This window comes from Dialister sp. (assembly GCF_047832375.1).
GTDB lineage: Bacteria > Bacillota > Negativicutes > Veillonellales > Dialisteraceae > Dialister.
The window spans coordinates 2,154,163-2,174,835 of record NZ_CP181256.1 but is presented as its reverse complement, the minus strand read 5'-3'; the positions used below and the strand labels follow the sequence as shown (position 1 = coordinate 2,174,835).

The 20,673-nt window shown below is 50.8% G+C and carries 18 protein-coding genes; 17 read left to right on the top strand and 1 reads right to left on the bottom strand.

The genetic code is table 11. The features are described from left to right. The first annotated feature begins 458 nt into the window (after positions 1 to 458). The 13 genes from ACFWUL_RS08610 (at position 459) to xseB (ending at position 10,917) form a co-directional block, all read left to right on the top strand. Positions 459 to 1,475, top strand: coding sequence for a hypothetical protein (locus tag ACFWUL_RS08610; protein ID WP_297019904.1), 1,017 nt, complete (start codon positions 459 to 461; stop codon positions 1,473 to 1,475). A 443-nt stretch (positions 1,476 to 1,918) separates the two neighbouring features. Continuing rightward, on the top strand, positions 1,919 to 2,221 hold the full coding sequence (locus ACFWUL_RS08605) for a GNAT family N-acetyltransferase (RefSeq protein ID WP_416177001.1): 303 nt from the start codon (positions 1,919 to 1,921) through the stop codon (positions 2,219 to 2,221). A gap of 723 nt (positions 2,222 to 2,944) precedes the next feature. Continuing rightward, the gene (locus ACFWUL_RS08600; protein WP_416177000.1) at positions 2,945 to 4,372 is read left to right on the top strand and encodes a radical SAM protein; all 1,428 of its coding nucleotides are present in this window, start codon (positions 2,945 to 2,947) and stop codon (positions 4,370 to 4,372) included. Positions 4,373 to 4,613: 241 nt separating this feature from the next. Beyond that, on the top strand, positions 4,614 to 4,763 hold the full coding sequence (gene rpmG / locus ACFWUL_RS08595) for a 50S ribosomal protein L33 (protein ID WP_296098586.1): 150 nt from the start codon (positions 4,614 to 4,616) through the stop codon (positions 4,761 to 4,763). 28 nt (positions 4,764 to 4,791) lie between these two features. Further along, entirely contained in the window at positions 4,792 to 5,037 is a 246-nt protein-coding gene (gene secE / locus ACFWUL_RS08590) for a preprotein translocase subunit SecE (protein ID WP_296098603.1), read from the top strand. 13 nt (positions 5,038 to 5,050) lie between these two features. Next, positions 5,051 to 5,674 carry a transcription termination/antitermination protein NusG gene (gene nusG, locus ACFWUL_RS08585; RefSeq protein ID WP_416176999.1) on the top strand — a complete coding sequence of 208 codons (624 nt, stop codon included), beginning with the start codon at positions 5,051 to 5,053 and terminating at the stop codon, positions 5,672 to 5,674. A gap of 105 nt (positions 5,675 to 5,779) precedes the next feature. After that, complete coding sequence (gene rplK / locus ACFWUL_RS08580; protein WP_296098579.1) at positions 5,780 to 6,205, top strand: 50S ribosomal protein L11; 426 nt, start codon at positions 5,780 to 5,782, stop codon at positions 6,203 to 6,205. 53 nt (positions 6,206 to 6,258) lie between these two features. Beyond that, complete coding sequence (gene rplA, locus ACFWUL_RS08575) at positions 6,259 to 6,963, top strand: 50S ribosomal protein L1 (protein WP_297019918.1); 705 nt, start codon at positions 6,259 to 6,261, stop codon at positions 6,961 to 6,963. 166 nt (positions 6,964 to 7,129) lie between these two features. Then, entirely contained in the window at positions 7,130 to 7,678 is a 549-nt protein-coding gene (gene rplJ / locus ACFWUL_RS08570) for a 50S ribosomal protein L10 (protein WP_297019920.1), read from the top strand. A 37-nt stretch (positions 7,679 to 7,715) separates the two neighbouring features. After that, positions 7,716 to 8,087: a 50S ribosomal protein L7/L12 gene (rplL, locus tag ACFWUL_RS08565; protein ID WP_008860358.1), complete on the top strand. Its 372-nt coding sequence runs from the start codon at positions 7,716 to 7,718 to the stop codon at positions 8,085 to 8,087. A gap of 299 nt (positions 8,088 to 8,386) precedes the next feature. Further along, entirely contained in the window at positions 8,387 to 9,268 is an 882-nt protein-coding gene (locus ACFWUL_RS08560) for a Fic family protein (protein ID WP_416176998.1), read from the top strand. Between the two features lie 273 nt (positions 9,269 to 9,541). After that, positions 9,542 to 10,684, top strand: coding sequence for an exodeoxyribonuclease VII large subunit (xseA, locus tag ACFWUL_RS08555; protein WP_416176997.1), 1,143 nt, complete (start codon positions 9,542 to 9,544; stop codon positions 10,682 to 10,684). Positions 10,685 to 10,686: 2 nt separating this feature from the next. Next, a complete protein-coding gene (gene xseB, locus ACFWUL_RS08550) occupies positions 10,687 to 10,917 on the top strand; it encodes an exodeoxyribonuclease VII small subunit (protein WP_416176996.1) in 231 nt (76 codons plus the stop codon). Positions 10,918 to 11,086: 169 nt separating this feature from the next. On the opposite strand, the gene ACFWUL_RS08545 is transcribed toward xseB, so the two are convergent. Next, positions 11,087 to 12,862: a tetratricopeptide repeat protein gene (locus tag ACFWUL_RS08545; protein ID WP_416176995.1), complete on the bottom strand. Its 1,776-nt coding sequence runs from the start codon at positions 12,860 to 12,862 to the stop codon at positions 11,087 to 11,089. Between the two features lie 384 nt (positions 12,863 to 13,246). On the opposite strand from ACFWUL_RS08545, the gene ACFWUL_RS08540 reads away from it, so the two are divergent. From ACFWUL_RS08540 to ACFWUL_RS08525, 4 genes are all read left to right on the top strand, one after another. Next, positions 13,247 to 14,173, top strand: coding sequence for a ketopantoate reductase family protein (locus ACFWUL_RS08540; RefSeq protein WP_416176994.1), 927 nt, complete (start codon positions 13,247 to 13,249; stop codon positions 14,171 to 14,173). Positions 14,174 to 14,532: 359 nt separating this feature from the next. Then, the gene (gene feoB / locus ACFWUL_RS08535; RefSeq protein ID WP_416176993.1) at positions 14,533 to 16,884 is read left to right on the top strand and encodes a ferrous iron transport protein B; all 2,352 of its coding nucleotides are present in this window, start codon (positions 14,533 to 14,535) and stop codon (positions 16,882 to 16,884) included. Between the two features lie 277 nt (positions 16,885 to 17,161). After that, a complete protein-coding gene (locus ACFWUL_RS08530) occupies positions 17,162 to 19,192 on the top strand; it encodes a TonB-dependent receptor plug domain-containing protein (protein WP_416176992.1) in 2,031 nt (676 codons plus the stop codon). Between the two features lie 362 nt (positions 19,193 to 19,554). Further along, positions 19,555 to 20,496: an AEC family transporter gene (locus ACFWUL_RS08525; RefSeq protein ID WP_416176991.1), complete on the top strand. Its 942-nt coding sequence runs from the start codon at positions 19,555 to 19,557 to the stop codon at positions 20,494 to 20,496. Positions 20,497 to 20,673: the final 177 nt, after the last annotated feature.

Below are 20,673 nucleotides of genomic sequence, written 5' to 3'. Positions count from 1 at the left end.
AAATAAAAAAGACTCCCATGGGGGAGTCTTTTTTATTTCGGTAAAACAGAGAATTGGGAGATGAATTAGCAGATTGTGCTTTAAGCCAATCCGCCGCAGCCTCCTTTACGGTTACTTTCTCCATTAAACATAAAAGCAATTATGGACGAGGATACTTCCCAAAGGGCATGGTGTACTGCCGGAATTTGATTTCCATTGCTTTGCATCCTTTCTTTTCGTAAAATAAATCTAAAATGGAAGGAGGTCATCTTTATGGCGGATTCTGAAAAACTTCGGGAATATAAGAAACAGATGGGGGCTGCTTTTTCGCGGGCAGCTCACTATAATTTTGTGGATTGGCGGCACATGGGGTATCTGGTCCATGATATAGATGAACTGATGGATCACGCGTTACAGGATTTTCCTCTCCCCGATGAATGGCGTGACCTCTTTAACTTTACCTTTGCCACGTATATCCGATGGTCGAAGACAAACATGCAGGAAAGTGGGCAGACCATGGGTTTGTGTATCAGACACTGGGCATATGGGAAGATATCTGCAAATCCATTCCCAGTGAAAAGGATGAAACCAGGATGCTTGATTTTATACTTAAACGTCTGGATGGCCGAATTATCGATTACATGGAAGATGATGTATATGATTTTGTCATTGGCCATTTCAAGAAACCATCCATGCTGGCAAAGAAACGGAAATTTATAGAAGCGAAACTGCCGCAGCTGGAAGAAGCGGCCCAGAAAGACGATTATAAAATATTTGATGTAAATCGACATAAGAACTACCTGCTGCAGATTCTTGCCGATGAAGGGGCGCCCATAGAAGAAGTTGAAAAGTATGCCGCAAGCTATGGGGATGACCATACCCGCATGCTGCTGAAAATTTACAGGGAACGGGGAGAGATGGATCGGGAAATGAAGCTTCTGGAGGAGGCCCTTTCCCACATGTCCGATTGGGATAGAAATAATTTGGCCTATGAAAAGCGGCTCAAGGAGATTTATCTCAGCAAAGGCATGACAGAAAAATACTCTGATTTGCTGAAAACCATGTTTTATGAGCATCCGGGGCGGGAAGAAATTTATAAGGAATACCGTAGCCGGTTTACAGAGGAAGAATGGGCAGCGGAACTGGAAAGGGTCTTGAAATGCCTGCGTGGAAATTCGAGTGCCATGCCTTTCTTTGCCTGGGAGCAGCAGTATGACTATCTCATGGAAGCTGCGGAAAGGGTCCATTATTTTGGAGGATATGAAAAAGTACTGAAGAAACTATATCCGAATCGCTGCCTGGCCATCTATGGCTATCATGCGGATGCTGCCATGGAGGAAGCTCGTGATAGAAGAGGCTACAGGAAGGTGAAAAGAGTCCTGAAAAAGATGCTGGCCTATCCGGGCGGACTGGAAACAGCGGCACAGCTCGCTGAAAAATACAGGGAAAAATATCCAAGGCGCACTTCGCTTATTGAGGAGATCGAAGAGTTTTGAGAAATTTTCAACGTCAGATACCGTGGGAGAGTGAAAGCCGCTGCTGGAACGTTGGTGGAACATAAATTGGCAGGCGCCATTTTATGAAGGCGGGCTGCGGCGCAGCTGTGGGACTTCAATTTTACTCAGTCAATTTCCGGATTTTTCCTAAAGTTACATTGGCAATGATACAATTTTTCTATCCGAGAATTATGTTTCGTACAGGTGGAAAGGAGCAATATCCATGATATGGCAGGTGGAACCGGTAGAATCGTTCCGGGAGGTCCGGGATTTTTACTGGCAGCTCATTGATGACATGGCAGCGGTGAATGACCGGATCGGCTGGAAAAAGGGAGTCTACCCCAGTGATAATTTCCTGAGGGAAAGCCTGGAGAAAGGGGAGCTCTACAGTCTCAGGGAGGAGGGGCATATCCTTGGCGCAGTCATTTTGAACAGCGCTTCTAATGAAGGATATAAAGGACTCCCCTGGTCCGGAAAATTGGACGCCCGAGATATCCTGGTACCCCCATGCACTGGCGGCCAGCCCGGAAATGCAGAACCGGGGCATCGGCAGGCAGCTCATGGGCCATGTGATGGAGGAGGCAAGAAAAAAAGAAAAGAAAGCTATCTGTTTGGATATTCTGGGCACAAACGGCCAGGCGGAAGCCCTGTATCGGTCCGCAGGCTTTTCCTTCGTAGCGGCCCGGAAGATGTACTATCCTGATACGGGATGGACGGAGTATAAGATGTTTGAACGGAACCTGTAACAGACGGCTCACGGCTTCTTGCATGAACCGGGTCTGTCCTGCCGGGGCTTGAAACATTTTGAAAAGCAGGATTACCACCGGAGAAAACTCTCCTGCGGTGATCCTGCTTTTGTCATTTTTCGGAGAGGAAAATCTGCGGAGGGGATTCATAGATTTTCTATCCTCCGCTCCATTCCAACCATGGGTTCTCTTTATTTTTTCTATTACCCCCTATTTTAAAATTTTATAATGAGTGTATAATGAGCAAATGAGATTAATAAACACCGTTTGACTCATAATAAAACAGCTGAATTGAGAAAATGAGAGGAGTCAGCCACCGGTATTGAGAATAGCAGGTAGAAATAGCGGGGAAGAGGAGGAAAAAACAAAACGGAGTGTTAGAAATGTATTACGGTTTCATTACGGGCTGAAGAGAGATATAATTATTAGCAGAAAGGGAGTGCGAGTGCTAAAAGGAGAAAGGATCGGTTCAGGGTTGAAAACCGGTCCCGCTCCTGTAGAAGGAGGCGCATGTTTTTCTGAGAGATTGGGATACTGACAATCAGTACATGAAAGGAGTATCTGTGATCTTATAAGGGAAGTACCGATTTCCCCCGGAATCGAGGAATGAAGCTTTTCCTCCGACACAGATGCAGCGCAAAAGTCCGCTGCGAGTTGGGAAAGTATCGATTCATCCATGACATTTCACATATTTGGACCGATGCTTCCGTAAAGGAGGTCTTTATGATGGAATTAACACACGCAGTACAGAAAGCGGCTGTCAGTAAGCTGGTAGATCATATTATTTCAATCAAGGATGAGGATGAAAGAAGAAAATCCCTGATTCGTCTTTCCTACATGATTCAGAAGGTCTATGGGAACATGTTTGAGTCCTCCACCTTTGATACGGTAAGGGAACTCCTTATGCACAACCATAAATGGTGGAAATACCTGAACCGGGCTCTGGACACCCTGAATCCCCATATCATCAAGACCGCCGTCATGGACCTGGGCTTCGAAGCCGCCTTCTATGGCAATAAGAAACGTTGGGAAAACAAGGAAAAGTACGGGATCAATATTCCCTGGGTCATCCTGTTCGATCCTACTAGCGCCTGCAACTGCCACTGCATTGGCTGCTGGGCCGCGGAATATGGACACACCCTGAACCTGTCCTATGATGTGATGAATAAGATTGTCACCCAGGGCAAAGCGCTGGGCATCCATTTCTATATGATGACCGGCGGGGAACCGCTGGTACGGAAAGCGGATATCCTGAAGCTCTGCAAAGCCCATCCGGACTGCGAATTCCATGCATTCACCAACGGCACCCTCATCGATGGCGATTTCTGCAAGAAGGTCTGCGAAGTAGGAAACCTGTCCTTCTCCATCTCCATTGAAGGGTGGAGAGAAGTAAACGACAGTCGTCGGGGCAAAGGCCATTTCGACAAAGTCATGCATGCCATGGACCTGCTCCATAAATACGGTATCGTCTACGGCACATCCATCTGCTACACCCGTAAGAATATTGAAACCGTCACATCCGATGATTTCATCGATATGCTCATCGGCAAGGGCGCCTGGTACACCTGGTACTTCCATTACATGCCTGTAGGCAAGGGAGCATCCCTGGATCTCCTGCCCACCCGGGAGCAGCGGGCTTACATGGTTCACCGGGTTCGTGAAATCCGGGAACTGGAAACAGGGAAACCCTTCATGGCCCTGGACTTCCAGAACGATGGCCAGTACATCGGCGGCTGCATAGCCGGCGGCCGAAACTACTGCCACATTAACCCGAATGGCGATGTGGAACCCTGCGTATTCATTCATTACTCCAGTGCTAACATCAATAAGGATGATCTCCTCACCTGCCTGTCCCAGCCCCTGTTCAAGGAATACGCAAAGGGACAGCCCTTCAATAAGAACCATCTCCGTCCCTGCCCCATGCTGGAAAATCCGCCTAAACTGGCAGCCATGGTGAAACGTTGCGGAGCGAAGTCCACGGATCTCCTGGCACCGGAGTCGGCAGATGAACTCTGCGACAAGTGCATGCCCTATGCAAGGCAGTGGGCTCCTATGGCTGACAAAGTATGGAAATCCATAAAGAACCGGAAGGTCATGGAAGACCATAAGGCGCCGGAATCGGTAAAGACGGATATCTCGAAAGGCGCCTGATGGCGGGGTTGTGACGCCCAGCCCATACATCCGCAACGGCTGAATGGAGCCAGATAAAATAATTTAACAAAACCATTTACAAAGCCGGTCATCCTGTGCTACAATAGTCACGCTGGGATGGCCCGGCTTTTTTAAATGCAAAGTTTCGACAAATCAGTTGACTTGTGCATGATGCTTATGATATACTGGTTAAGCATGTTAATTGGCCGCGGGCCGAGAAAGATTGAGTGAGGTGTAAAGAATGCGTGAAGGAATTACTCTTGCATGCACAGAATGCAAGCGCCGCAATTATCGTACAAACAAGAACAAGAAGAATACGTCCGAACGTCTTGAAATGATGAAATACTGCAAATGGTGCCACAAACACACTCTGCACAAAGAAACAAAATAATTTGAGTGATTGAAACTGGGGTGTGAGCATGGCCAAGGCGAAGCGTAAGACTAAGACACAGGTAGCGAAAGCACAGGAAGCTAATGCCTCATGGACCAGGTTTTTCAAAGAAACCAAGATGGAAATGAAGAAAGTCATCTGGCCGGACAAACACCAGATGATTCAGTACACCATTGCCGTCATTGTGTCCGTGATTGTGGTTTCATTCCTGATCGTTGCAGTTGACTTCATATTCGGCGGCCTCTCTAATTTATTAGTACACGTCGTGGGCTGAAAGGAGAAGAGCCATGTCCGATAAAGAAGTCGAAAACAAGAAAGCAGAAGCAGAAAATCAGGGTGAAGTCAGTGCTCCGACCGAAATTGGTGAACCTACCGAAGGCGCCAAGAAAGATATCCGCTGGTACGTAATCCATACCTATTCCGGATATGAAAACAAGGTCAAAGATACGCTGACAAGAAAAGTCCATTCCATGGGAATGGATGATACCATCCGTGAAATTCTGCTCCCACTGGAAGAAGCGGAAGAAGAAAAAGACGGGAAGGTAAAACTTGTCTCCCGTAAAATTTTCCCCGGGTACCTTCTCATTAAGATGGAAGTCAATGACAGAAGCTGGTATGTTGTAAGAAACACACCGGGGGTCACGGGCTTTGTAGGGACCACCACAAAGCCGATTCCCCTTTCTGATGAAGAAGCAGAGAGAATTATTAATGGCGGTATAAAGACAGCCAAAGCGGAAACCGATGTAAAACCGGGCGACCGCATCCGGATCACCAAGGGCGTCTTTGAAGACCGCACTGCTGTGGTCCTTGAAGTTTCCGATGACAAGACCAAGATAAAGGCAGACATCAGTAACTTCGGTACAACAACAACGATAGAGCTGGAAGCCGGTTCCTTTGAACCTCTTCCTTAAATAGACTCTTGTGGGACTGCCTTGAACTAGACTCGTCCCACCGTGGGAGGGCCCGTTACAGCCCGAAACAACCACATTCCCAATACGGATAGGAGGTGTAACAACATGGCAAAGAAAATTTCTAAAATCGTAAAACTGCAGGTTCCGGCAGGCAAAGCTACCCCGGCACCGCCAGTAGGCCCGGCCCTCGGCCAGGCAGGCGTAAACATCATGGCCTTCGTTAAAGACTTCAACGATCGCACTGCAAAGCAGGCAGGCCTGATTATCCCTGTAGAAATTACCGTTTTCGAAGATAGAAGCTTTACATTCATTTGTAAGACTCCGCCGGCAGCCGTTCTTCTGAAGAAGGCAGCAGGCATCGAAAAAGCTTCCGGTGAACCCAACAAGAAAAAAGCTGGCAAAGTCACCAAAGCACAGGTCAAGGAAATCGCTGAAACAAAGATGCCTGACCTGAACGCTAACGACGTAGAAGCAGCAATGCGTCTCGTTGAAGGCACAGCCCGTTCTATGGGCATCGAAGTTGTAGACTAAGACTGACCCGTTCGTGGCAGGGTAAATCCCCAATGACCACATAGGAGGAAACAATGGCAAAACTGACAAAGAAACAGAAGGCAGCTGCAGCCATCGTTGACAGTCATAAGCTCTATGACATCGACGAAGCTGTAAAGCTGGTAAAAGAAGCAGCATCCGCAAAGTTCGATGAAACCATCGAAGTTGCGTTCAATCTGAACATCAACCCGAAATACGCTGACCAGCAGCTCCGCGGCGCTACCGTTCTTCCGGCAGGCACCGGCAAAACGAAGAAAGTCCTCGTTTTCGCCAAGGACCATAAAGAAGACGAAGCAAAAGCAGCAGGCGCTGATTACGTAGGCGGCAAAGAACTGGCCGACAAGATTATGCAGGGCTGGATGGACTTTGACGTCGTCGTAGCAACACCGGACATGATGGCCGTAGTTGGTCGTCTTGGCCGTATCCTCGGACCGAAAGGCCTCATGCCGAACCCAAAGGTTGGCACCGTAACCATGGACGTTACCAAGGCTGTCAACGAAATCAAAGGCGGCAAGGTTCAGTACCGTACCGATAAAGCAGGCAATGTACAGGTAATCATCGGCAAAGCATCCTTTGACGAAGACAAACTGAAACAGAACCTCCTGGCTATCTATAACACCATTCTGAGAGCCCGTCCGGCTTCCGTAAAAGGTGTTTACATGAAGAGCCTCACCATCAGCTCTACCATGGGCCCCGGCATCCACCTGGACACCACAAAGGTAGCAGCACCGAAAGCCTAATTTACTATTTACACTTAGCTGAAGACCGGCGGTAATGATTTTTAAAGGGCAGAAGCCCGCCTCCCGAGGCTGAGTACTGGAAAGCCAGTACACGACCTCGCAGGTTCTGCGGGGTCGTTTTAGCTAACGTGATAAATATAAAATCCATAGCAGAGGAGGTGTACTTATGAGCAAAGAAAAGTATGAAGTAAGGATTCGTCCCGAAAAGGAAGCTGTCGTAGCAGAAATGAAAGACAGACTGTCCTCCCAGGGTATTGTCCTTGTAACATTCAACAAACTGACAGTAAAGGACGCAACACTGCTGCGTCGTAAATTCCTGGCTCACGGCGTTGAATACAAGGTCATTAAGAATACACTGACCCGCATCGCAGCTGATGAACTCGGTCTTTCCGGTCTCGATGACCTGCTCCAGGGTCCGAATGGTCTTGCAACCTGCAAAGACGATCCCGTAGCACCGGCAGCAGCACTGAAGGAATTCCTGAAGGAAACCAAGAGTGAAGCCGTTACCGTAAAGTGCGGCGTCCTCGACGGCAAAGTCATCGGCAAAGACGAAGTCAAAGCACTGGCAGACCTGCCATCCAGAGAACAGCTTCTCGGTATGGTCGCTGCAACCCTGCAGGCTCCGATTTCCGGACTTGCACGTGCCCTCAACGGCAACATTACCAAACTCGCATATGCCCTCGAAGCAGTGCGTAAACAGAAAGAAACTGCGTAATCAATACGCATAAAATTATTCCATGGAGGAAAAACAAATGACAAACGAAGAAATCCTTGAAGCCATTAGCAATATGTCCGTTCTCGAACTCTCCGAACTGGTTAAAGCCATCGAAGATAAATTCGGCGTTTCCGCTGCAGCTCCTGTAGCAGTAGCAGCAGCTCCGGCAGCTGGCGCAGCTGCAGCAGCTGAAGAAAAGACCGAATTCGACGTAGTTCTGAAAGAAATCGGCGAAAAGAAGATCCAGGTTATCAAAGCCGTTCGTGAAATCACCGGCCTTGGCCTGAAAGACGCTAAAGCTCTCGTTGATGGCGCTCCGAAAGAAGTTAAAACCGGCGTAGCTAAAGCTGAAGCTGAAGAAATGAAGAAGAAACTGGAAGACGCTGGCGCAACTGTAGAACTGAAATAATTGCGGCTCTTCTAAAAAGCACGATAAAATCGGACTCCGTAAGGGGTCCGATTTTTTTTCCCTAAAAAATCCCTAAAAAATGCTTTTCATTGAAGATGTCGGCTGTTGGAACAAGTCGGATAAACAGTGAACAAATCCGGTTAAATCAGTTACAATTTAAGGGGATATAATACCGTAGTGTCTCAGGATACATGTAAATTTGAACTCTGTGCATTCATCGGCTTTTCTATGGAGAAACGTCTATCACCATTTCTCCGATACAGGGAAACCCATGCTTTTATCTTTGAAAGGATTTTACCATGTTTGATCTCACATTTGCTCCCGGCGGTATGCCACCGGCAGACCCGAAGCGGGCGGGTCACTGGAGAACCATTCCCGGCCCCTATCCCTATATGGCATTCCAACCTGTGAACCTGCAGGACTTGAACTTGTCTTATACAGCGGAACTGGCGGCGCTTATCGGGAATGCCCGGGCTGTGCTTTCGGCTCTTTCCACCCGTTATGCGCTTCTTTCGGAAGAAAAACAGGAGGAATTCGTAAAACTTATGGTACAGGCGGAAGCGGCAGCGTCCCTGAAACTGGCAGGGGCGGAGGACAGTAAAGCGGATGCTTACTGGCTGGAGCAGGCCCTGCCCTATGGCTTCGATGAACTGGAGAAACTGCCCCTTTCCCGGCGGCTGATGGAGGAAATCCATGATATGGTTCTTCATGACCGGTCCCATTACCAGCAGAACCCCGGTGAATTCCGTCGGTCTCCTGTGTGGCTGGGGAAAGAAGGAGCCACGCTGGCGAAGGGTGCTTCCTTCGTACCGCCGGCGCCGGAGGATATGGGACCCGCCTTTTCTGCCCTGGAGCACTATATGAACGAAGAGGAGGGAACGGAGCCCCTGGTGAAGGCGGCGCTGGTGCACTACCAGTTCGAGATGATCCATCCCTTCCTGGATGGAAATGGGAGGGTGGGAAGAATCCTGACCCTCCTCTGCCTGAAAGAAGCGGGCATTCTCCCATCGCCCATCCTGCCTCTTTCGGTGCAGCTCCTGAACCGAAGCTATTATTATTTTGCCTACCTTCTGGCCGTCGAGAATACAGGAGCCTATGAAGTGTGGGTGCGGTACTTCATCGAATGTATCTTGAATGCTGCCCATATGGCGGAGGATGAAATAGAGAGGAACTTGCTTTAAGGCGCATGGCGGGCATGGGATCGGATGTAAGCCTTGAGCATGGAGCTGGTCAGCCGCTTTGCGGCAAAATACACTCTCCCTGCCTTCGGCATATTCCCCAGTGGTAGAGTCAAATATTAGCCTAGGACGTAAACGCCGATCTTGTCCGAAGTCTGATGTCTGACCGTCTGACGTCTTCCTGGCTGCCGTAGGCGCGGGAGCTCAATTCTAAACCTATTGTGTTATACTACAGAGAAGTGTAATCCTTTTGTTTCTCCGGGAAAGGGGGATTTTATGGAGAATGGTGCTTATTCAGTCACTGAGGTGAATGATTATATCAAGGGCCTGCTGGAAACGAGGCAGGAGCTGCAGCGTATACAGATCCTTGGTGAAATTTCTAATTTCAAGCGGTATCGGTCCGGTCACTGCTATTTCACACTGAAAGATGAGAAATCGGCCATTCGCTGTGTCATGTTCCGGGGCTATGCGTCCCATCTGTCCTTCCTGCCGAAGGATGGGCAGAAGGTGGCTGCCTTTGGATCTATTGCTGTTTATGAGAGGGATGGGGCCTACCAGCTCCAGGTCTGGAGCCTTCGTCCCCAGGGTATCGGAAGCCTTATGCAGGCCTATGCGGAGCTGAAGGAAAAGCTGGAAAAGGAGGGCCTCTTCGACAACAGCCGGAAGAAGCCACTTCCCCTGCTTCCAAAGACCATTGGCGTGGTGACTTCTTCCTCCGGAGCAGCGGTGCATGACATTATCACCGTGTCGCGGCGGCGGAATCCGGGAGTCCGGATTCTCCTCTATCCTGTGCAGGTGCAGGGAACTGAAGCAGCTCCGGAAATTGTGAAGGCCATTACCTTCTTTAATAAAACGAACCTGGCGGACCTTCTCATCATAGGCCGCGGCGGTGGGTCCATAGAAGACCTGTGGGCCTTTAATGAGGAACCTGTGGTCCGTGCGGTGGCGGCGTCCCATATTCCCATCATCAGTGCCGTGGGCCATGAGACAGATGTGACTCTCTGCGATTTTGCAGCAGACCGGCGGGCAGCGACTCCGTCCCAGGCGGCAGAAATTGCAGTGATCGATGTGGAAGCCTACAAACAGGGGATTGCTTCCTGGATGGATAAGGCGGAAACTATTCTTACGAATCGGATTTCTGAAAACATGCAGACCCTGGACAGTCTCGTCCAGGAATCGAGCCATGCCATGGAAACCATGGTGGATGAAAAGAAGCATCTTTTCATGCTTGCCGCCCAGAAACTGGAAGCATTGAATCCCCTTTCCGTCATCGCCAGGGGCTATACCATCACATCAAAGGGCGATGGAACGCCACTCATGAAAATCGGTGATGCTCATGAAGGAGACCGGATTTCTACCATCCTTTCTGATGGGGTCATGGAGTCCGTTGTATCGAATATTCAAAAGAAGGAAGTGTAACCATGGATACAGAAAATATTTCATTTGAACAGGCCCTGGCAGAGCTCCAGAAGCAGGTAGATCTTCTGGAAAAGGGAAATCTCCCGCTGGATGAAGCACTGAAAATCTACAGCCGCGCCATGGAGATCAGCCGTATCTGCAATAAGAAACTGGACATGGCCCAGGCGGAGGTCAAGAAAATCGTGGCCGACGAAGATGGGAAAGGGTACAAACTGGAAAACTTTGAAGCCTGAGAATAGAGCTGCCAGTTTACATTCCTGCGGCAGGAGTCACGCCGTTGGAGCGGATGGAGGTTCGACAGGAATGATTCTATCCATAAACAGGTAAGTTTTTCCATCCCAGTCGGTAAGATGCAGAATAAAAAGCGATGAACCATTGTATAGCTCATGGTTCATCGCTTTTTTATCTTTCCCGGTCCGCTGTATACAAGAGGTCCATCGTTTCTTTGTCATCCTTCTGGGGGACATTTTTCTTTTCCATATCTTCCACTTTCCGGCGGTCCTTTTCAGCGAGATCATGCTTTCCTGTCTCTTCCAGAAGCTTTGCCCTGTATTGGAGCCCCCTGATGCTCTGGGGCTGCCGCTTCAGAAATTCATCCATATCAGATATGGCCAGATCCATATGACCCATCTTTTCATAGACACAGGCCCGACTTCTGTAAGTTTCCGGATATGCGGGGTACTGCCGGATGCCATCAGTAAGAATCGTGATGGCCCTTTCATAGTCCCCCTTGAGAGCATATAGGGAGCCCATGGTATTCAGTATCTGATTTTTGGGGCGGCTATTGGGGAGGAGGCTTGCCGGAGCCAGCAGGGAAAGGGCCCTGTCGTATTCTTGCATACGGCCCAGGGCAATGGATGAGAGAAGAAGCGCCGTCTGGTCCTGGGGCTCCTGCGTTTTGGCCGCGTTGAAATCCGCCAGCCCTTTCTCAGGGTCTCCAATTTTCAGGTAGCATAGGCCCCGTTCCAGATGGATGTCAGGTATATCCAGACCCAGATCGATGGCTGTATTGAAATCGGAAATTGCTTCCTCGTATTTTCCCATGGTTTCCAGGGCGTAGGCACGGTCCTGGTAGAAAAGAAAACTCTTTGGATTCTTCTCAATAAATGCAGTATCCAGTCTGGCGAGGGCAGGATAGTCTTTCCTTTTCCTGTAGAAATGGGACAACTGGAGATAGGTGAGTGGACTGTCGGATCCCAGGGAGACAGCCTTTTCCAATGTTTCCTGTGCCCTGCGGGGCTGCTTCATGCCATCGTAGGCCATGCCCAATGTATCCCAGATGATGGGATCATTTGGTTTGATTCCTGCAGCCTTTTTCAGGTAAGGTATGGATTTCTCATACTGTTTACATTTGTACAGGGATTGGCCGGCCATGGAATTGGGGTAGAACTGGTCCGGTTCCTCTTTTTGGAGACGAAGAAAATCGTCTGCTGCCTGCTCATATTTCCCCATAGAAAACAAGGTGGTGCCACGAACTCCGTAAAGAAGGAAAAGATCCTTTTTCGCAGGAGAGCCTGCAAGGAAAGCATCATAGTCGGCAAAGGCTTCTTTATATTTCTTTAAACGCCCATAGGCTGAGCCTCGGAGAACGTAGGCCTTGCCATAGGAAGGGTCCAGGGAAATGGATTCGGACAGCTTCTCGATGGCCTTCTCCTCGTTCCCATTGGTAAGATACATGGCTCCCCAGGAAACAAGGACCTTCGATTTATTATCCGAAGTTTCCAGAGCCATTGTGTAGTATTTTTCTGCTATATCCTGCCTGTTGAAATAGGGATTGCTGTAAAGGTTTCCAAGGGCATACAGGATTTTCCAGCTCTTCGGAGACAGGCGAAGCCCTTCATCCAGGGCCATCCGAGCTTCTTCGTATCGATGCATTTTTTTCTGTACAAAACCGATCTGACAATAGAGGTCTCCCTTTGTCCCTGCCGGAGCCAGGGAGAGGGCAGACCGGTAAATGGAAAGAGCCTTTTCATATTCTTTCCGATCAGAGCAGTCTTTTCCCTTTTTTACCAGTTCGTTAAAAACAGGGCTCCCATCAGATAGATTACTTATGGCAGCTGCATTTTGCGATAACGAAGGCACAGCACCGGCAGGCATAGTTTTGTCTGTTCCTTCAGCTGCCGTCCCGAGCCATGCGGTCATTGCCATAGTCAGTGTGACGAGCTTTATCCTGTCCATAGTGCCCTCCGCTGCAGAAATGAAAATATGATCCTGTTTTCATTGTATCATGGCAGGCATAGATCATTGAGCAAATTGCGGTCTATCGAGCTGTTGGTGTTTGGTGCTGGTGGGGAGAGTCATCCGAATGGAGCTTCTAGCGGCTAGCGGCTAGCTGTTAGGAAAGCTGATCCGCCTGCGGCGCTTCCACCCGGTATTCCCGTCAGTCATTCGTGCCGTAGGCTGTTGATCTTTCCTAGAAGCTAGGAGCTAGCAGCTAGAAGCCCCCGCACGAATGACTCTATCCATCAGCGTCGTCCCAACAACTCGACAAACTGAAATTGGCAGGAAAATCATGGCATGATACTATATAACCAAATCCCATGGCGGAAGGAGGAGCTTATTATGAAAATTCTTATATTTGGCATCGGCGGTATTGGTGGCTTTGTGGGAGGCGCCCTGGCCAGGGTATCTGACAGTATTTACTTCTACAGCCGCGGTGAAAACGGGAAGACCATCCGGGAAAAGGGGATGACCGTGGATTCTGCGCTGTTAGGATCATTTATATCCCATCCGGCAAAAGTGAGCCATGAGGCGGAAGAGCTGGGCCCTATGGACCTGGTTTTCCTTTCCTGCAAAGGCAATAGTCTCGAGGAAGCCTGCCGTGAGCTGGCGCCTGTGGTGACGAAAGACACGGTGGTGGTGCCGCTGCTGAACGGGGTGTTGTTGTCGGAGGTCATGGAGCCTCTTCTTCCGCCCTGCCATGTGGCAGATGGTACCATCCGGGTATTCAGCCATCGGGAAGGACCGGGGCACGTGGTACAGACTGCGGGCAGCGGAAAAATCGTCATGGGAATGAAGGATGGAAAGAACCTGTCGGCCCTCTATGAGGCAGCTTCTCTTCTCCAAAAAGCGGGCATTCCAGCGGAGGTGACCGATGATATTCGCCTGGACAGTTGGGAAAAATATGCTCTCATGGGGAGCAACAGCGCTGTCTTCTGCTATTTCGACGGTCCTGCCGGTAAGGTGAAGGGGCAGAAGGATTATATGGCCGTTCTCCATGAAGCGGTGCGGGAAGTGATGGCCGTGGCCAGTGCCAAAGGCGTCACTTTCCCGGAGACCTATGAAGAGGAGTATGTGCAGAAATTCCTCTCCTTCCCAGAGGATACGGTTACCTCTCTGTACAGGGACCTTTCCGGCGGTAAGAGGGCGGAGGATACGGAAACATCCATGATTCTTGGACGCATGGTGGAAATGGGAAAGGAAACGGGGGTGGAAGTGCCTGTCTTCCGCAGGGCCTTTCAATGGGCCATGGAGCAGAATAGGGATTGAAAGGAATATTGCGGTTTGTAGAGTTGTTTGACGGTTGGCATGCTTGCGGATAGAGTCACTCGCATGGAGCTCCTAGCTTCTAGCGGCTAGCTGTTAGGAAGGCTGATCCGCCTGCGGCGCTTCCACCCGGTATTCCCGCCAGTCATTCGTGCCGTAGGCTTGCCAGCTTTCCTAGAAGCTAGCAGCTAACAGCTAGGAGCTCCGCACGAATGACTCTACCCACCAGCGTCGCCCCATCAGCTCGACAAACTGAAATTGGCAGTACATAGGTTTATCCTTTTTCTCCTCTCTCCAAAGTGTTAGTATACATATAGTAAGTCCAACAAAAACATACAAGAAAGTCAGGAGAGATAAACATAATGACATTAGATGAACTGCCCCAGGGGAAGTCAGCCACACTGACAGTCATAGGTGGGGAAGGGGAACTGCGCCAGCATTTCCTGGACATGGGCCTCATTCCCGGGGCGGAAGTGACATTTATTAAATTCGCACCTTTGGGAGATCCCATGGAACTCATGGTCCAGGGCTATGAACTGACCCTCCGGGTGGAAGATGCGAAGAAGATAGAAATTACTGACGTCCGGGAACGGAAAGTGGAGAAGAAGACAGGGCCCCTGCCGGTATCTCTGGACCATCCGGGCATCGGGGAACCGGGGAAGTTCCACGAGCTTTCTTCCTATCATGATGCTAAACCTATAGAGGGAAAGCTCACATTTGCCCTGGCAGGGAACCAGAACTGCGGGAAAACCACCCTTTTCAACCAGCTCACAGGATCCAACCAGCATGTAGGCAATTTTCCCGGTGTTACGGTGGACCGGAAAAGCGGTACCATCAAGGGCCATCCGGACTGCGAGGTAGTGGACCTGCCGGGTATTTATTCTCTTTCCCCCTATACCAGTGAGGAAATCGTGTCCCGGAAATTCATTCTCGAAGAAAAGCCCAGTGCCATCATCAATATCGTGGACGCCACGAACCTGGAACGGAACCTGTACCTCACCATGCAGCTCATGGAACTCGATATTCCCATGGTGCTGGCTCTCAATATGATGGACGAGGTAGAGAAAAACGGTGGATCCATTCTGATAAATGAAATGGAAAAAATCCTCCAGATCCCGGTCATCCCTATTTCTGCAGCGAAGAACCAGGGGGTCCAGGAACTGGTGCGCCATGCGGTCCATGTGGCCCGGTACCAGGAAAAACCGGGAATCAAGGATTTCTGCAGCCCCGAGGACCATCATGGCGCTGTGCACCGCGCCCTCCATGGCATTATGCACCTTATCGAAGACCATGCGGCAGCGGCCCACATCCCTATCCGCTTTGCGGCCAGCAAGCTGATCGAAGGGGACCATCTGGTAGAAGGGGCCCTTCATCTGGAAGAAAACGAAAAGGAAATGATCCGCCACATTATCAGGCAGATGGAAGAGGAACGGGGGCTCGATCGGTCTGCTGCCATCGCGGATATGCGTTTTCTCTTTATCCGCCGCCTCTGTGACAGGACCGTAGTGAAGCCCGGCGAAAGCAAAGAACATGCCAGAAGCCGGAAGATGGATAAAATCCTGACGGGAAAATACACGGCCATTCCCATTTTTATCCTCATCATGGGCCTTGTCTTTTATCTTACTTTCAATGTGATTGGCGCCTTTTTCCAGGACCTCCTGGCCAGCGGCATTGATATGCTGACGGAAGAAGTGGATGCGGGCCTCACGACGGCCGGTGTGAACGGAGCAGTGAAGTCCCTCCTTGTGGACGGCGTCATGACCGGCGTGGGCAGTGTGGTGAGCTTCATACCTATTATCATGGTGCTCTTCTTCTTCCTGTCTATTCTGGAAGATGGGGGATACATGGCCCGCGTGGCCTTCGTCATGGATAAGCTCCTTCGGAAAATCGGGCTTTCCGGACGAAGCATTGTCCCCATGCTCATCGGCTTTGGCTGCTCCGTACCGGCGGTCATGTCTACCCGTACCCTGCCGTCCCTCCGGGACCGGCGGATGACCATCATGCTCATTCCCTTCATGAGCTGCTCTGCCAAGGTGCCGATTTACGCCTTTTTCACGGCTGCTTTCTTCCCCCATTCCGGGGGCCTTGTGATGACCGGTCTTTATCTGACTGGCGTGGCCATGGCCATCATCGTAGCTCTTCTTTCGAAAAATACATTTTTCAAGGGGGAAGCGGTGCCATTCGTCATGGAACTGCCGAACTACCGCATGCCGGGAGCCAAAAATGTGGGACGCCTGGTATGGGATAAGGGAAAGGATTTCCTCCAGCGTGCCTTTACCATCATCTTTGTGGGGACCATTATTGTCTGGTTCCTGCAGAGCTTCGACTTGACCCTGAACATGGTGGATGACAGCAAGGATAGTATCCTGGCCCTTCTGGGTGGGTGGATTGCTCCCATCTTCTCGCCACTGGGATTCGGGGAATGGAAAATGTCCACTGCCCTCATCTGCGGCTTCATGGCCAAGGAAAGTGTAGTGGCCACCCTGTCGGTTCTCTACGGCAGCGCAGCGTCCCTGGCCGGTGCTATGACCACGATTTCCGCCATTTCTTTCCTTGTCTTCTGCCTTCTCTATACACCCTGCATTGCCACTATTGCTTCTGTGAAACGGGAAAACGGCGGCCGCTGGGCTCTGGAAATGGTTGTCTTCCAGTGCGTGGTGGCGTGGATTATCGCCTTCATCGTAAGAAATGTGGGACTCTTAATCTTTGGGTGAGAATATTTCAGTTTGTCGCGCTGTTGAGTTCGACACTGGTGGGTAGAGTCATTTGTGCGGAGCTTCTAGCTGTTAGCTGCTAGCTTCTAGGAAAGCTGGCCAGCCTACGGCACGAATGACTGATGGGAATACCGGGTGGAAGCGCCGCAGGCGGATCAGCCTTCCTAACAGCTAGCCGCTAGAAGCTAGGAGCTCCATGCGAGTGACTCTATCCGCAAGCATGCTAACCACCAAACCCCAACAGCTCGACAAACCGCAATTTACTACAGGAATACCTATGAAAAGACTCATGATCGCATCCATTCTATCCCTGTTTCCCCTGCCTGCCTCGGCCCAGGTGTACACCCTTCCTGCCGTCACAGTCATGGCGGACAAGGTATCACAGAAGGAAGAAGAAACTTTCCAGGCCCATCAGGTCATTACCCGAAGGGATATGGAACAGATGGGGGCGTCCAACGTCACAGAAGCCCTGGCCATGGCGGAGGGCCTGGACATGGCCTCCGGCAGCCAGGACAGCCAGACCGTCATGGGCAGCCGGCAGCTCATGATCCGGGGCATGAATACGAACCAGACCCTGGTGCTGGTGGACGGGCACCGGCTGGCGGATGAAGATACGGCGTCCTCCCAGAATATGACCCTTCTTGACCGGCTCAGTTTGTCGGATGTGGAAGACATCGAGGTCATCCGGGGACCGGCGGGAGCCCGTTATGGCTCTGATGCCATGGGCGGAGTTATCCGTATCCGTACCCGAAAGCCAGGCAGCGGGGACAGCCTTGCCGGCTTCCGCCTCGGCAGCGGTGAGAATACCGCCTATTTTCGCATGAATCCCATGAAAGAGGGACGGTTCCATCTGGCCATCGATGGCAGGGTAACAAAAGAAAGGGCCCGCACCTTTGACCGGGACAGTATGTCCCGGGGAATTCACTATGAGGGGAAAGAAGTTCCTTCTTACGGCATCCGCCGGTATGCAGGGCTGGATGGCCTCTATGATTTCCAAAACGCTGTTCATGGCTCCCTTCGCTGGCAGGCCCATTACTATGAAGAAGACCAGTCCATGCGGTTTTCCGATGGGTCCATGAATTTCCTTGGCCGGCAGCTGGTACTGCAGAAGGGAGAACGGTCCCGGACGTCCCGAAAGCTCTGGGACACTTCTCTCACCTATGAAGGTGGGACGAATCGAAATGAATACAGTGGCCAGGTCTATTACAGCCGCCTTAAGAAATATGGGGAGACCTGGAACGGAAGGCCGGATATAGGAAATCAGATGGCAGGAATTTCCCTGCCCCGGCCCATCCCTCTTGCCCTGATAGCCAGCCAGCTTTCTTCTCTTTTTAAGACCTACGACTATGACAGCGCTTTTTATGAACGGTGGGGCATGGATGTAAAGGACACCATGACTTTCCGGGACCATGAACTGACCTTTTGGGGGGAATGGAATAAAGACATCTACAGGGGCACCCGGCTTTCCCTTGCGGAAGACGATGAGAAGAGGGAGGCCGGCCATGAGAGAAAGAACGGGGCCCTGTATGGGGCGGATACATGGAAATTGAATTCCCGTCTCACCTTTGCTCCTTCCCTGCGGCTGGAAAAGGGAGATACCTATGGATTGACCTTCATCCCTTCCGCAGGACTTGCTTTGGCTGTCAATCCCCACTTACAGGTGAAAGTGAACTACGGTAAAGGATTCCGGGCACCCTCTATCAGCGAAATGTATATCCATCTCACCCATATGGGCGTACGGGTCGATGGAAATCCGGATTTAAATCCAGAAACCTCCCGGAATCTGGATGCAGGACTGGAATGGCAGGATGGGAGAAACAGCGGGAGCCTGTACTGGTTTGACCAGAAGGTGAAGGACCTCATCGACTATGAGGAAAGCTCTTTTGACCGGACCCGTTATCAGTATGTGAACCGGAAACGGGCAGAACTTAAAGGAGTGGAAGGAAATATCCGCCATGCCCTTTCTGAGAAATGGACCATAGAAGGCTCCTATACCTATCTCGATGGCCGGGACATTTCCGGTGACAGCCGCCTCTCCAATCGGAGCCGCCATACCCTGAAAGCAGGACTTTCCTATGACAGCGGCAGCTCCTATGGGGTAACCGGCAGCATTTGGTCCACATTCAAAAAGGATTTCCGATTTGATGAAAAGGATTATACCTGGAATGAGCTGAACCTTTCCCTGCAGAAACACTGGGGGAAGGCCTATACTCTCACCCTGGGCCTCTATAATCTGGCAAATCGGAGAATCGATGCGCTCTACGTCCCGGGCCGGGAATGGTTCACGGGGCTGGAGTACCACTGGTAAAGGAGGAATCTGCGATATTTCAGTTTGTCGAGCTGTTGGGTTTGGTGGTTAGTATGCTTGCGTGTAGAGTCACTCACACGGGGCTGTTAGCTTTTAGCTTCTAGCTGCTAGGAAAGCTGGCCAGCCTGCGGCGCTTCCCATCCGGTATTTTCGCCAGTCATTCGTGCCGTAGGCTGTAGAGCTTTCCTAGTTGCTAGCCGCTAGTAGCTAGAAGCCCCCGCACGAATGACTCTAGCCATCAGCACCGCTCCAATAGCTCTACAAACCGCAATAGTCTCCGATGTGCTTCCGGTGCTATAATATCAGCAAGGACTTTGACCAAAGTCCTTGCTTTTTTTATTCGAATGGAAGGAAGTGAACCCATGAGTTCCCGGTTTCTCATTGTATTTGCGGACATTCTCCTGCCCCTGGCCCTGGGTATGGGGCTTCGGAAATGGGGGCTTTCCCGGGAAATCCTGCGCCTTGTAATCAAGGCGAACGTGGTGGTGGTGGCCACCTTCCTTTCCGTGGTTTCCTTCTGGTCTGTCCATGTGACCCGGGAACTTTTGTGGCTTCCTGTCTCCATTATTCCTATCTGCTTCCTTCCGGTTCTCGTGTTTTATCTCTTTGAGAAGAGCCGGTTCACGTCCCCTTTGGACCAGGGAAGCTACATGATTTCCATGATGCTCGGAAATATAGGTACCCTGGCAGGGCTTTGCGCCTACGTGCTCTATGGGGAGCGGGGCTTTGCCTATGTGCAGCTCATCGCTGTGCCCCAGATCCTGGTTATCGTGCTGTATTGCTTCCCCATGGCCCAGCGGTTTTATGAATCCGCCCATCCCGAAGACCGGCTGGGAGGACAGAAGACGAGTATCCTCAGACTCCTCCTGACACCGAACCAGCTTCCGGCGGTGGGAGTGGCGGTGGGACTTCTCCTTGCCGGCTGCCACTTAGAGCGGCCGCAGGCCGTGGGCGTGCTCTTTACCATTCTTATTCATTTCAGCGCCTGGATGGGCATGGTGCCTGTGGGGTATGACCTCCATCTGGACTGCGTAGGAAAGTACGCCAGAAAACTGTGGCCCATTTTCCCGGTGAAATTTCTCCTTCTGCCAGCGGTGCTCTATGGACTTACCATCCTCTTTGTATCGGATCCTGCCATGGTGACCTGCGTGGTTCTTGCCGCCGGCGCACCTACTGCCATCTTTGCCGTAGCCTCCGCCCAGCTCTACGGTCTGAATGTGGACCTGGCAGAATCCTCTTTCGTTACCACCACATTGGCTTTCCTTTTTGTCCTCTATCCCCTGGTGTACTGGTGGGTGAAGTAAAAAGGGATGGAGAGAATACAGCTCGTCAAATTGCGGTTTATCGAGCTGTTGGGTTTGGCGCTAATGGATAGAGTCATTCGTGCGGAGGCTTCTAGCTTCTAGCTCCTAGCTTCTAGGAAAGATCAACAGCCTACGGCACGAATGACTGACGGAAATACCGGGTAGAAGCGCCGCAGG